This is a genomic window from Dyella ginsengisoli LA-4 (genome assembly GCF_000334915.1).
GTDB classification, from domain to species: Bacteria; Pseudomonadota; Gammaproteobacteria; order Xanthomonadales; family Rhodanobacteraceae; genus Dyella_A; species Dyella_A ginsengisoli_A.
In genome coordinates this window covers 23,464-36,779 of the sequence record NZ_AMSF01000068.1, presented here as the reverse complement: position 1 = coordinate 36,779, position 13,316 = coordinate 23,464, and the positions used below count along the sequence as shown (strand labels likewise).

13 protein-coding genes are annotated in these 13,316 nt (G+C 69.0%); 2 read left to right on the top strand and 11 right to left on the bottom strand.

Annotated features, from left to right (window positions below; translation table 11 throughout):
• Positions 1-451 (bottom strand): sigma factor (locus C693_RS0115880; protein WP_017463266.1); only part of this gene is annotated, 451 nt, incomplete at its 3' end.
• Positions 452-587: 136 nt separating this feature from the next.
• Between C693_RS0115880 and msrB the strand changes: the two genes are divergently transcribed.
• Positions 588-1,202, top strand: coding sequence for a peptide-methionine (R)-S-oxide reductase MsrB (gene msrB, locus C693_RS0115875; RefSeq protein ID WP_017463265.1), 615 nt, complete (start codon positions 588-590; stop codon positions 1,200-1,202).
• Between the two features lie 170 nt (positions 1,203-1,372).
• Here msrB and C693_RS23820 read toward each other — a convergent pair whose 3' ends face one another.
• The 9 genes from C693_RS23820 to C693_RS0115830 form a co-directional block, all read right to left on the bottom strand.
• Positions 1,373-1,534 (bottom strand): hypothetical protein, encoded by a 162-nt coding sequence (locus C693_RS23820; protein ID WP_017463264.1) that lies wholly within the window; start codon positions 1,532-1,534, stop codon positions 1,373-1,375.
• A 68-nt stretch (positions 1,535-1,602) separates the two neighbouring features.
• A complete protein-coding gene (gene nadD / locus C693_RS0115865) occupies positions 1,603-2,244 on the bottom strand; it encodes a nicotinate-nucleotide adenylyltransferase (RefSeq protein ID WP_017463263.1) in 642 nt (213 codons plus the stop codon).
• The gene (holA, locus tag C693_RS0115860; protein WP_017463262.1) at positions 2,241-3,254 is read right to left on the bottom strand and encodes a DNA polymerase III subunit delta; all 1,014 of its coding nucleotides are present in this window, start codon (positions 3,252-3,254) and stop codon (positions 2,241-2,243) included. Before holA ends, nadD begins: the two co-directional genes overlap by 4 nt.
• A 3-nt stretch (positions 3,255-3,257) precedes the next feature.
• Positions 3,258-3,794, bottom strand: coding sequence for an LPS assembly lipoprotein LptE (gene lptE, locus C693_RS0115855; protein WP_017463261.1), 537 nt, complete (start codon positions 3,792-3,794; stop codon positions 3,258-3,260).
• Positions 3,795-3,799: 5 nt separating this feature from the next.
• A complete protein-coding gene (leuS, locus tag C693_RS0115850; protein WP_017463260.1) occupies positions 3,800-6,451 on the bottom strand; it encodes a leucine--tRNA ligase in 2,652 nt (883 codons plus the stop codon).
• Between the two features lie 122 nt (positions 6,452-6,573).
• Positions 6,574-7,191 (bottom strand): PqiC family protein, encoded by a 618-nt coding sequence (locus tag C693_RS0115845; RefSeq protein ID WP_017463259.1) that lies wholly within the window; start codon positions 7,189-7,191, stop codon positions 6,574-6,576.
• Complete coding sequence (locus C693_RS0115840; RefSeq protein WP_017463258.1) at positions 7,188-8,861, bottom strand: intermembrane transport protein PqiB; 1,674 nt, start codon at positions 8,859-8,861, stop codon at positions 7,188-7,190. The genes C693_RS0115845 and C693_RS0115840 overlap by 4 nt, the downstream gene beginning before the upstream one ends.
• On the bottom strand, positions 8,854-9,477 hold the full coding sequence (locus C693_RS0115835; protein ID WP_017463257.1) for a paraquat-inducible protein A: 624 nt from the start codon (positions 9,475-9,477) through the stop codon (positions 8,854-8,856). Before C693_RS0115835 ends, C693_RS0115840 begins: the two co-directional genes overlap by 8 nt.
• A complete protein-coding gene (locus tag C693_RS0115830; RefSeq protein WP_017463256.1) occupies positions 9,474-10,100 on the bottom strand; it encodes a paraquat-inducible protein A in 627 nt (208 codons plus the stop codon). Before C693_RS0115830 ends, C693_RS0115835 begins: the two co-directional genes overlap by 4 nt.
• A 158-nt stretch (positions 10,101-10,258) precedes the next feature.
• Between C693_RS0115830 and trxA the strand changes: the two genes are divergently transcribed.
• A complete protein-coding gene (gene trxA / locus C693_RS0115825; RefSeq protein WP_017463255.1) occupies positions 10,259-11,131 on the top strand; it encodes a thioredoxin in 873 nt (290 codons plus the stop codon).
• 56 nt (positions 11,132-11,187) lie between these two features.
• Here the strand turns inward: trxA and C693_RS0115820 are convergent, their stop codons facing one another.
• Positions 11,188-13,158: an alpha/beta hydrolase family protein gene (locus C693_RS0115820; protein ID WP_017463254.1), complete on the bottom strand. Its 1,971-nt coding sequence runs from the start codon at positions 13,156-13,158 to the stop codon at positions 11,188-11,190.
• Positions 13,159-13,316: the final 158 nt, after the last annotated feature.

Here is a 13,316-nt window from a genome sequence, read left to right as displayed (position 1 = left end):
CATCGTTCGCCTGCCGCTCGTCGGCATGCTGTTCGACGGCCAGCGGCTCGTGCAACTCGCGGCGACCGCGCCGGCCGCTCTGGCGCAGGCTGTCGATGGCCCGGCGGCTGGCGATGGCCGACAGCCAGGCATGGTACGAACGGGCCGGGTCGTAGGTGTGCCGGACCCGATGGATGGTGATCAGGGTCTCCTGCACCACGTCGTCAAGCTGGTCCGCCGGCACACCCTGGCGTCGGGCCACCGCGCGGACCAGCCCGACCGATTCCCCCAGCACGCGCTCGTAAGCCACGCGGTCGCCCGCCTGCGCCGCCGCCATCCAGGCGGCGCGGCGCAGATCGGCCTGCTGGTTGTCGCTGAGCGAAGAATCGTCCACGGCGCGGACGGCGTCCTGAAACAAGGCAAGGCCGCCATCTACACCGATCGCGAGGGCATTGGTCAAGATGGCGGACATCCACCGGCTCCATGGGCGTGCTTTCCGCTGCTTCGCTGCATCGATGCGCGCGGTTACTGCGTACCAGAGGCAAGTAACCTGACCGCCTGCCCGTGCGAATGCTGGTGGTCACCGCCCGGCACGGAGGAATCCCCGCATGTCCCCTACCCAGCAGATCGTGATGATGGAACGGCGTCGCCTGCTGCGCGCCGCGCTGGCAGGTGGCGCGCTGGCGACCGTGACGGGACTGGCCGTGATACCCCGCCTGTTCGCCCGCGAGCGTGGCCCGGGCACCCGCGCGACCGCCGATGGCGGCATCGAAGTGCGGCTGCAGTGCTTCGCCGACGATGGGCGCCCGCTCGGACCGTGCACGGTGCGCCGGCTGGTACTCAGCGACGCCGAATGGCGCCGGCGGCTGTCGCCGATGGCCTATTACGTGCTGCGCCAGGACGGCACCGAGCGGGCCTTCAGCGGCGACCACGAAAAGCCCGACCGACCCGGCCTGTTCCGCTGCGTCGGCTGCGCGACCGCACTGTTCGACGCTGCCACCGAGTTCGACTCCGGCACCGGGTGGCCCAGCTTCTGGCAGCCGATTGCCGCCTCCAACGTGATCGAGAAGCGCGATGCCAGTTTCGGCATGATCCGCACCGAGGTGCGCTGTGCTGGCTGCGACGGCCACCTCGGCCACGTATTCGACGACGGCCCGCGCCCGACCGGCCTGCGCTACTGCATGAACTCCGTGGCGCTGAAGTTCGTGCCGCGCACCGCGTGACTGCCCTGCGCTGAGCCGCGCCGGGGGCCGGGTGACTACCCGCAGATAGCCGTACCGCCCGACCGGACCGCCGTCATTGCACGGGAAATCGCCGATCGCCCGGCCCATGGGCCGCAGGTACGGGCGACACCCGGTCAGAGCCGTCAGCGCTATCGGCGGCAGCACTCCGGTCAGCGGGATCCCGGGCAGTCGTCACGGGCCATCGACACCGAGCGCATCGCTCCGGGTGCCGAGGAAAAAAGCTCCGGATGCGCGCCCAGGGCCGGCAGCAGGATCACGGTGACCACCACCAGCGCATGGCGTCGCCACGTCCTCGCATCCACTTGCTTCATCACCGGGCGCTTCCCGGGTGGCAAGGGCGGCACGTCAGGACACCGACCGGCCGGCACCCAGTGCCCCGTCAGCCCGGGGCCCGCCGATAGACGTCAAGCGATGCCGGCACGCCGAACACGCCCTCCGGCAGCAGATAGCGCGGCAACCGCCCCGCCGCGAGCAGACGGCGGACGCGGGTGGCGGAAATCTCCAGCGGCGTCACCTCCAGCGTCAGCACGGCACCGGCCGGCCGGCCGCGCCAGTCGCCCACGGGATCGGCCAGGCGCCCGGCGATCGCGGCCTCCAGGTCTGCCGGCCATGCAGCCTCGAACCCCGGTCGCGCGAATACGCCGATGTGCGCCAGCTCGAACAGGCGCTGCCAGCGATGCCAGCCCGGCAGTCCGGCGAAGGCATCCGCACCCATCATAAGCACCAGCGGTCGGTCGCCCTGCTCCGCGCGCAGCGCCTCCAGCGTGTCCACGCTGTACGAGGGGCCGTCACGCTCGAGTTCGCGCAGGTCCAGTTGCAGGCGATCCTGACCGGCCAGCGCGGCGCGCAGCAGGGCGACGCGCTGCTCGGCCGAGGCCACCGGCGGCGTGCGGTGCGGCGGTACGCGGGCCGGCATCAGCCGCACCTCGGCGTCCAGCAGTTCGGCGGCTTCCCAGGCCACGCACAGGTGGCCGATGTGCACCGGATCGAAGGTGCCCCCTAGGATCGCCAGCGGTTTCATGCCAGCGCGGCGGCGGAACGCGGCTCGGCCATCGCGGCGATCAGCCGTTCGGCCTCGCGCCAGGCGTCGCCGTGTTCGCGGCCCTTGGCGATACGGTCGATGCGCGCGGCCCGGGCCAGGCATTTGAGCCAGTGCTCGCGCGGCGCGCGGCGCAGCGCCTGGCGGAACAACTGTTCGCGCGATTGCCACAGCCGTTCGGCCTTGGCCTGTGCGCCGAAATCGCGGGCATTGGCCAGGCGCAGGGCGAGCTGCAGCTGGTTGACCACCCATCCCATCAGCGGGATCAGGTCCTCGCCCTCGGCGCGCAGGCCGGCCAGCACGCGCAGGGCGCGGCCGCCGTCGCCGGCGAGCGCGGCGTCGGTGAGCTTGAAGGCGTCGTAGCGGGCACTGTCGGCGACCAGCTGCTCCATCTCGGTCGCGTCGATGCGGCTCTTGCCGTCGTGCAGCACCACCAGCTTGTCGATCTCCTGCGCGGCGGCGAGCAGGTTGCCCTCCACGCGCTGTGCCAGCAGGGCCGCGGCGTCGGGTGTGGCGCTCAGCCCCCGGGATGCCAGCCGTGCGCCGATCCAGCCGGCCCACTCATGCGGCCGCGGCGCGTTGAACACCACCATGGCGCCGGCGGCATCGACCTTCCTGGTCCACGCGCCCTCGTGCTTGCTGCTCCACTCGGTGGCGGTGATCAGCAGGGTGACGTCGGGCGGCAGATTCTCGCAGAAGGCGCCGATGGCCTTCGCACCCTCCACGCCAGGGCGACCGGTGGGCAGGCGCAGGTCGAGCAGGCGGCGCGTGGCGAACAGCGACAGGCCGGCGGCCGAGCGGGCCAGATCATCCCAGTCGAAATGCTGGCCGGCCTCGAGCACCTCGCGTTCGGTGTAGCCGAGCTCGCGTGCCCGTGCCCGCAGTGCATCGGCCGCCTCCAGCACCAGCAGCTCCTCGCCGGCCAGCAGGTAGACGCCCTGCAGCCGGTCGGCCGCCAGCGCCTTGGACCACTGAGCCGGAGCCAGCGGCATGGTTCAGGGCTTGCTGCTGCCGGCGGCGGCAGCAGCAGCGTCCGCATGGCGTGCGGCCGCCTGCAGGCGGAACAGGATCGACTGCACCATGTCGTCGATCAGGCTGCGCTGGATCTCCTCCACCTGCGCATCGTTGCCGACGGTGTTGGTGGCGTCATAGCTGTATTCGCGCGACATCTGCACGGTCTGCTCGGGCAGCAGGACGTTGCCCGTGGCGTCGGCCACGCTGAACTTCACCGTGTATTGCACTGAATACTCGGTGATGCGTGCGCCACCGCTGATGCTCAACGTCTGGGTGCGGAACGCCGCCACCGGCACGACGAGTTCGGCGATGCCCGGGCCGGAGGCGTCCTCGATCGTGATGCCGGAGTTGCGCAGCGCGCGAGCCAGGTTGCGCTGCAGGTCACCGCCGTTGTTCACGGCAAGATGGATGTGCTGCATCGAGGGCGGCAGGGCCACGCTCTGGCGCAGATGGAAGCCGCACCCAGCGAGCAGCGCGGCCAGTCCCAGCAGGAACGACAGTTTCACCAGACGGTTCATGCGACTCATCCTGCGACGATGTTGACGATCTTGCCGGGCACCACGATCACCTTGCGCACGGTCAGGCCCTCAAGATACGCGAGGACCTGCGGATGCGCGCGGGCCAGCGCCTCGGCCTCGTCCTTCGAAGCGCTGGCCGGCACCTCGATGGTGCCGCGCAGCTTGCCGTTGACCTGCACCGCCAGGGTCAGCGAATCGCGCACCAGGGCGGCTTCGTCCACCGCCGGCCACGGCAAAGTCTCCAGCACGGTTTCCGGGTGGCCGAGCACCTGCCACAGCGCGTGGCTCAGATGCGGCGTGACCGGATTGAGCAGCAGCACCATCGCCTCCAGCGCCTCGTGGCGCACGGCCCGGCCCTGGTCGCTCATGTCGTTGAACTTGCCGACCGCGTTGAGCAGCTCCATCAGCGCGGCGATCGCGGTGTTGAACGCGTGGCGGCGGCCGAAGTCGTCGCCGACCTTCTGGATCGTCTCGTGCAGCTGGCGACGCAGCGCCTTCTGGCCGGCGTCGAGCGCGGCCGGATCGACCACCGGGTGATCCGGCTGCGACGCGTGCGTGGTGACTTCGCGCCAGAACCGGCGCAGGAAGCGGGCCATGCCCTCCACGCCCGCCTCGCTCCACTCCAGCGACTGCTCCGGCGGCGCGGCGAACATCGAGAACAGGCGCACCGTGTCGGCGCCGAACTTGCCGACCATCGACTGCGGGTCCACGCCGTTGTTCTTCGACTTGGACATTTTCTCGGTGCCGCCAATCGCCACCGGCTGGCCGTCGGCCTTCAGCAGCGCGCCGACCACGCGCGCCTTGTCGTCGCGCTGGATCTCGACGTCGGCCGGATTGATCCAGTCCTTCGAGCCGTCGGCGTTCTCGCGGTAGAAGGTCTCGGCGATCACCATGCCCTGGCACAGCAGGTTGGTGGCCGGCTCGTCGGCCTGCACCAGGCCGGCGTCGCGCATGAGCTTGTGATAGAAGCGGAAGTACAGCAGGTGCAGGATCGCGTGCTCGATGCCGCCGATGTACTGGTCCACCGGCAGCCAGTAGTTGGCGCGTTCATCGACCTGCTCGGCGGCGCCCGGCGAGGTGTAGCGCGCGTAGTACCAGCTCGACTCCATGAAGGTGTCGAAGGTGTCGGTCTCGCGCTCGGCCGCGCCGCCGCAGCTCGGGCAGGTGGTCCTGCGCCATTCCGGATCGGCCTTGATCGGCGACTGCACGCCGGAGAACGCCACGTCCTCCGGCAGCAGCACCGGCAATTGGTCTTCCGGCACCGGCACGTCGCCGCATGTGGCACAGCGGATCACCGGGATCGGGCAGCCCCAGTAGCGCTGGCGGCTCACGCCCCAGTCGCGCAGGCGGTAGTTCACCCGGCGCTCGCCCTTGCCGTCCTTGCCCAGCACCTCGGCGATGGTGTCGAAGGCTTCGCGGTAGTCCTTGCCGTCCAGCACGCCGGAGTTCACCACGCGCATGTCGGCGCGGGTCTTGTCGCCGTACCACTCCTGCCAGTGGCTCGCGTCGTAGCTCTCGCCGTCGACCGCGATCACCTGCCGGATCGGCAGGCCGTACTTGTTGGCGAATTCGAAGTCGCGCTCGTCGTGGCCCGGTACCGCCATCACCGCGCCGGTGCCGTAGCCCATCAGCACGAAGTTGGCCACCCATACCGGCACCTTGTCGCCGGTGACCGGGTGGATCGCGAACAGGCCGGTGGCCATGCCGCGCTTTTCCTGGGTTTCCAGCTCGGCCTCGGAGACGCCGCCCTGACGCAGCTCGGCCAGGAACGCGGCCAACTCGGGGTTGTTCTCCGCTGCCTTGACCGCCAGCGGATGCTCGCCGGCGATCGAGACGAAGGTGACGCCCATCAGCGTGTCCGGGCGCGTGGTGAATACGGTCAGCGGCTCGGCCTCCCCCTCCACCGCGAAGTGGATCTCCAGGCCTTCGCTGCGGCCGATCCAGTTGCGCTGCATGGTCTTCACCGCGTCCGGCCAGCCGGGCAGCGAGTCCAGACCGTCCAGCAGCTCCTGCGCGTAGTCGGTGATCTTCAGGAACCACTGCGGGATCTCGCGCTTCTCCACCAGCGCGCCGGTGCGCCAGCCGCGGCCGTCGATCACCTGCTCGTTGGCCAGCACGGTCTGGTCGACCGGGTCCCAGTTCACCACGCTGTTCTTGCGGTAGGCGATGCCCTTCCTCATCAGCCGCACGAACATCCGCTGCTCGTGCACGTAGTAGTCCGGGCGGCAGGTGGCGAACTCGCGCGACCAGTCGATCGCGTAGCCCAGCGACTGCAGCTGGCCACGCATGTGCTCGATGTTGGCGTAGGTCCACTTGGCCGGCGCGGTCCTGTTCTTGATCGCGGCGTTCTCGGCCGGCAGGCCGAACGCGTCCCAGCCCATCGGCTGCAGCACGTTCCTGCCCTGCATGCGCTGGAAGCGGCTGATCACGTCGCCGATGGTGTAGTTGCGCACGTGGCCCATGTGCAGCGCGCCGGACGGGTAGGGCAGCATCGAGAGGCAGTAGAACTTCGGACGGCTGGCGTCCTCGGTCACTTCATAGGCGCGCTCGGCGGCCCAGTACTGCTGCGCTGCCGCCTCCACCGCCTGCGGCCGGTAGGCGTTTTCGCCCGCCTCGGTGCCAGCGGAGGGGGAACCCTGTTCGTCGTTGTTCTGCATGTGTCCGGTGCCGTGGGTACGTGATGTGACGGGGCCTGCGGCCAATCCGTGGCGCCGTCGCGATAGCCGGCCAGCCTAGCCGAAGCGCCGAGGGCTCGCCAAGCCGGAGGCGGTGTCGCCGCTCAGCCGCCCGGGCAACGGGCCTTGCCCGCCGCCAGGTCGCGTGCCGCCTGCGCGATCTGGCCAGCCAGACGACCCAGCGCCTGCTGATGCCCCTGCACCAGCGCGTCATAACCGCTCCCCACCGGCTGGTTGAAGGTGCTGGCGCAGGCCAGACTGCGCGAGGTGCTGTCGCCGTCGATCAGGCGCAGGCTCCAGCCAGCTTCCAGCAGGGCATGGCCACCGGGCTGCGAATCGAAGCGGCGCACATCCACCTTGATCCGCACCACCGGCTCGTCCGCGTGCGCCAGGCCGGAGACGTCCGGGCGCCCCAGTGCGCCGGCGAGGTCGGCCGACAGCGCACCGCGGATCTCGTCCGCCAGCGGCGCGATCCAGCGCTCGCCCTGCAGCAGCGCCACGCCCTGCCCCCCCTGGCGCACGACCAGCTGCGGCTGGTCGTCCTGGGCGGGGATGCTCACCGGCAACAGCTCGAACGCCGGGCCCGAGCCGCCCTGCTCCGGCGCGGCGGACGCCGGTGGCACCAGCGTGTAGTAATGCGTCGGCGCGGACGCGCAGGCACCGAGCGCCAGCACGGCGCCGAGCGCCACGAGGCGGCCGGACAGGTTGCGCAGGCGCGTCATGGCTTGCTCCCTTGCTTGGATGGTTGGGCTTCGGTCGGCGGCTTCGAGGGGGCCGGGTCGCTCTTGCGCCCGCGGATCAGGGCTTCCGGGTGGGTCCCGAGGTAGTCGCTGAACACCCGCAGCGAGCGCGCCATGCGCTGCAGCTCCTGCAGCGTGCCCTGCAGGTTCTGCTGCAGCGGCGAATCCGGCGAGAGCGCATTGTCGGTGGTACCCAGCGTCCTGCGGGCATCCTTGAGCGTGCCCTTGAACTCGGGCAGCACCTGGCCATTGACCTGCTTGAGCGTGCCGTCGAGATCGGCCAGGGTCTGGTCCAGGTGCTTGCCGATGCTGTCGAACGGGATCTTCTGCACCTTGTCCACGATCTCCGCGAGCTGCTCCTGCAGCTTGTCGAAGCTGCCTGGAGCGGTGGGGATCTGCAGCGGGCGGACCGTCGGGTCGAATGCGACCTTCGGCGCCTTCGGCAGGAAATCCATCGCGATGTAGAGCTGGCCGGTCAGCAGGTTGCCGGTGCGCGCCTGCGCGCGCAGGCCATGGGCGACCAGCTTGCCCATGATCGGCGCCAGATCGGGACTGCCGTTCTGCTCCTGCGCCTGGGCCACCAGCTTGTCGTAGGCGCGACCGAGCCGCTGCGGATAGACCACGGCGCCCACGGTCACCGGGAAACTCTCGCGCTTGGCGTCGTAGTCCATGGTGATCGACACCACCCGGCCGATGTTGATGCCGAGGAATTCCACCGGCGCGTCCACCGCCAGCCCGCGCAGCGACTGGTCGAAGCGCATGCGGATGTACTGCGGCGGGCCGTCCGGCGGCGCCATCGCGGTGGTCTTGTCGTCGAACAGGCGGTAGGAGGCTCCCTGCTGCGCCGGCGTGGCGTCGTGCGGACCGGCCGGATCCTGGAACGCCACGCCGCCGGCAAGCACGGTGGCCAGCGACTGCGTGTTCACCTTCAGGCCGTTCGCTCCCAGCGAGACATCCAGGCCACTGGCGTTCCAGAAGCGCGACGAGCGGGTGACGAACTGGTCGTAGGGACCGTCGATGAAGATGGTGAAGGTGACGCCCTTGCCGTCCTTGTCCAGCTCGTAGGACGCCACGCGGCCCACCTGCACGCGGCGGAAGTACAGCGGCGAGCCGATGTCCAGCGAGCCGAGGTCCTCGGCGTGCAGGACGAAGCTCTTGCCCGGCGCCCCATAGGTGACCGCCGGCGGGTTCTCCAGCCCCTTGAAGTCGTAACGCGTCTCGTCCGATGTGCCGACGTCGGCACCGATGAAGGCGCCGGACAGCAGCGTATCGACCCCCGACACGCCCCCCAGGCCGATCCGCGGACGCACCACCCAGAAGCGGGTATCGGCGCGGGCGAAGCCCTCGGCACTCTTGTCCAGCGCCACCTTGACCAGCACCTTGCTGCGATCCGGGCTGAGCCGGATGTGGGTGACCTTGCCGATCACCACGTTCTTGTACTTCACCGTGGTCTTGCCGGCGTCCAGGCCCTCGGCGGACTGGAAACTGATGGTGATCGACGGCCCGGCCTGCATCCAGCTGTGCACCACCAGCGACAGTCCCACCACGGCGGCGAGTATGGGCACCAGCCAGATCAGCGAGGCACCCAGCCGGCGCCGGTGCACTACCGGCTGCGGCAGCTCGTCGCCCGCGGGATTGGTTTCTTCAGTCATCGTTGTCCCTGTTGTCCCAGATCAGGCGCGGATCGAAACTCATCGATGCGAACATCGTCGCCACCACGGTCAGGCCGAAGTACACCACTCCCGGCAGCGGCTCCACCTGGCTCAACACGTTGAAACGCACCAGCGCGGTCAGCAGCGCCACCACGAACACGTCGAGCATCGACCAGTAGCCGATGAACTCGACCAGCCGGTAAAGCATCGTGCGCTGGCGCTGTGCCCACATGCTGCGGCGCTGGACGGATACCAGCAGCGTCCCCAGCACGAGGAATTTGAGCATGGGAACCACGATGCTCGCCGTGAAGACGATGACCGCCAGATCCGGCGAGCCCTTGACCCACAGCTCGACCACGCCGCTGAGGATGGTGTTGTCGTCCACGTCGCCCAGGCTCACCGTGCGCATGATCGGCAGCAGGTTGGCCGGAAGATAGAAGATGAATGCGGTGATCAGCCACGCCCAGGTGCGGCTGGCGCTGGCCGACTTGCGCCGGTGCAGCCGCGCCCCGCAGCGGGGACAGGCCTGGTCGTGCACGTGACCGTCGCGGCACACCAGGCCGCACACGTGGCAGCCGATCAGGCCCAGTTCCTCGGCCCGCGGCAGCGCGCTCACCGCGATCGCTCCCGCGTGACGTCCCACAGCTGGCGAAGGTCGACCGTGCCGAACACGGTGATCAGCAGCATCAGCGCACCGTAGGCGAAGATGCCGGGGTCCGGCACCACCTGGAAATACACCCGCGCCTTGACGATGGCGACCATCGCGCCAAGCACGAACACCTCGCTCATCGTCCATGGCCCGAGGTAATGCAGCACGATCATCGCGCTGCGGAAACCCGGGCCGCGCTCGCCGCGCCGGGCGAACCAGAACACCCAGCCGAACAGCAGCATCTTCGCCATCGGAAAGAAGAACAACGTCAGCGCGGCGAGCACCGCGACCACTTCGGCATGCTGCTGCCACATCGTGACGATGGTACCCCACAGCGTGGCGCTGCTCGGCCGGCCGTTGAGCTCGAGGGTCACGATCGGCCAGATGTTGGCCTGCACGAAGACCACCATCGCGGTGAAGGTGAGTGCCAGCAGATGGTCCGGCCCCAGCCGCGCATGCCGCTCGAGGATGTTGTGGCAGCGCTCGCAGCAGGCCACCTCGCCGCGCGACAGCGGGCGCCGGCGATACACCGTGTCGCAGTGCTCGCAGATCAGCAGCCCTGCCGTGGTGGATGGCGTGTTCGCGCCCATGCGTGTGGTGCCGTGTCCCGGGCTGGTCATCAACGGATTCTCGCAAATCTCGGCGCGTGGCGCTGAACCGGCCTCGACCGCGCCGGTTGATCGCCATGCCCTTGATATGCTGCCGTCCGGCCCAGATCTGGGGCGCCATTGACCACCGGAGCGACACCGTGACCGACACCGCCCATCCGCACGTCTTCGACGTCACCGAGAGCAACTTCGAGAGCGACGTTCTGCAGGCCTCGATCGACACCCCGGTGCTGGTGGACTTCTGGGCAACCTGGTGCGGCCCATGCCGCACACTGGGCCCGATGCTCGAGAAACTGGCGACCGAGTTCAATGGCGCCTTCCGCCTCGGCAAGGTCGACGTGGACGCCAACCAGCAGTTGGCGGGGATGTTCGGCATCCGCTCCATCCCCACGGTGATGCTGGTCAAGGATGGACAGATTCTCGACGGCTTCGCCGGTGCGCTGCCGGAAGGCCAGCTGCGCGAGTTTCTTTCCCGCCACGTGCAGCCGCTCGACGGCGAACCCGCCGCCGGGGGCGACGAGGCCGTTGCGGCGCCGACCGAGTCGCCGACCGAAGCGGTCAACCGCCTGCAGCAGGCGATCGCTGCCGCACCCGACCAGCCGGAGCTGAAGCTCGACCTGGCGGTGGCGCTGATGCGCATGGGCAACGTGGACGCGGCACAGGCCGAGCTCGATGCGCTGCCGGCCAACCTCGCCACCGACGCCCGCGCCGTGCGCCTGCGCCACCAGCTCGAGCTGGCCGGCGCCCTCGCCGGCGCGCCGACGATGGAGGTATTGCGCGATCGGGTGGCGGCCGATCCGACCGACTGGGAAGCACGCGACCTGCTCGGCGTGCGCCTGCTGATCGAGGACGAGCCGGCGGCCGGCCTCGAGCAGTTCCTCGTCGTGCTGGAGAAAGCCCGCGACTGGAACGACGGCGCCGCGAAGAAGCGCCTGATCGCCGCCTTCGCCACCCTCGACGACGCCGAACTGGTCGGTCGCTACCGCCGGCGCATGGCCTCGCTGCTGTTCTGATCGCCGCGCGCCGGATTGCGCCGGCCCGCGTGCGGGCCGGTGCATGGTTCCGGGAATCAGTGCGGTTTGCTGGCTCCGGCGGAGGCACTTCCGATATTGCGATCGAGGAAGCCGACCACCTTCTGGAACAGGCTGGCGCGATGATCCTCGCCATAGAAACCGTGTCCCTCACCGGGCTCGTAGAACCACTCCGGCTCGTTGCCTGCCTTCTGCAACGCCGCGCGCATGGCCCGGCCCTGATCCGGCGGCACGCGCGTGTCCTGCCCGCCCACCACCAGCATCACCTGCGCCTTGATCTTTGCCGCCTGGGTGTCGGGCGAGATCGCCGCCAGCTTCGCCGGATCGCTGCCCAGCACTCCACGGAAGAAGCTCTCTCCAGCGGATGAGTCGGTCGCATCGCTCCAGCGCTCCAGCTTCGCCAGGTCGTAGACGCCGACGTACCCGATCGCGCAACGGTAGAGTCCCGGCTCCTTCGCCACGCCTTCCAGCGCGGCGTAGCCACCGTAGCTGCCGCCGAAGATGCAGATCCGGCCCGCATCGGCAATGCCCTGGGCAACCGCCCATTTCGTGGCATCGGTGACGTCGTCCTGCATCGCCCCACCCCACTGCCGGTAGCCGGCCACCTGGAACGCCCCGCCGTAGCCTCCCGAGCCACGGTAGTTCACCTGCAGCACGGCATACCCGTGCGTCGCCAGCATCTGCACGTAGGGATCGAACCCCCACCAGTCCCGGATCCCGAACGGACCACCGTGCACGAACACCACCATCGGCAGGTGGTGCGCCTGCTCCTGCCCCGGCGGCGTGCTGAGGTAGCCATGGACGGTCAGCCCGTCGCGGGCCTTGAACGACACCGGCTGCATTTCCGCCATGCGGTTCGGATCGATCCAGGAGCGGCTTTTCAGCAGCGGAGTGGTCTGCCCGCTCTTGCGATCCCACAGGTAGTAGGTGCCAGGGTCCATGTCCGAACTGGCCAACAGGATCGCCTTGCTGCCGTCCTGCGTGGTCGATTCGATGGAGACGCTCTCCCCCGGCAGGGCCTTCGACATCGAGCCGATCAACGCGATGCTGTCGGCATGCGGCGCGATGGCCTGCACCATCGGCAAGCCCGGCATCGAGGCCACGCCGACGAGGTCCTTGTGGTCCAGACTCCTGATCAGGTGGTCAAGCTCCACCGTGTCACTGCTCCACACCGCCGGCTGCATGGCCTCGCCGTCCACCTTCCAGGGGCACAGCGCATCGACCTTGCCCGCCGCGTCGCAGTGCATGAAGACCAGACGATCGTCGCCACTGAAGACGAGCGGCGTCGGCGCAAACGAGCCCAGCGGCGCGTCGAACAGCAGCTTCCAGGGCTGGCTTTCTCCGGTGCGGTAGTACACCTGCCGATGCGCGTGCGCGTCGTCGCCGATGGCGAACCGCGCCACGCCATGATGGTCGACCACAAATGAGGCATCACGCACCGGCGCAGTGCCAGCCGGCCGCATCGTGCCGTCCATCACGTTCATCACGTTGAGCTGGGTGAATGCGCCGTCCTTGTAGCTGTACCAGGACCACACACCGACCAGCACATGGCGGTCGTCGCCAGGAAGCGTGTCGATCATCTCGGCGCTGGCCAGCTCGGACTGCGGTTTCTGGATATGGGTGGCGATGGACGATCCGCCGGCGCGATAGCCGAACAGCAGCTTGGCGCCGGTGCCATCCGCATTCACCCCGAACAGCTCACCGGTCGCAAAGGGCGCGTCCCATCCGGCCAGATCGGTGGTCTCGTTGTAGATGATCCGCTGGTTGTTGGCCCACCACAGCTGGTAGACCTCGTTCCCGTCGCGCGGCTTGACGACGACGCCCTTGTGGGTGACCAGGTCGACGATCGCCAGCACCGGCTTGCCGTCGACCACAGCCTTCGCCGCGACATGCTTCCCATCCGGCGAGATACGCAGATCCGAATATTCGGCGTGGCGCGCCAGATCCGCGAACGAAACCGCTTCCGTACAGGCAGGGCCCGCGGCCAGCACGAGCGAAACCCCCAGCATCCATCTGCCGATCCTTCCCATGATTCCCCCTTGCGGACGCGTTGCGCGTCTTGAGCGTGGAGTATCTCCACGCCGGAGGATTTCGCCAAGACGGCGTCCCCGACCAGCCCATACCATTGCGTATGGTTGCGTTAAGATCCTGGCCCCGCCCCCTTCCG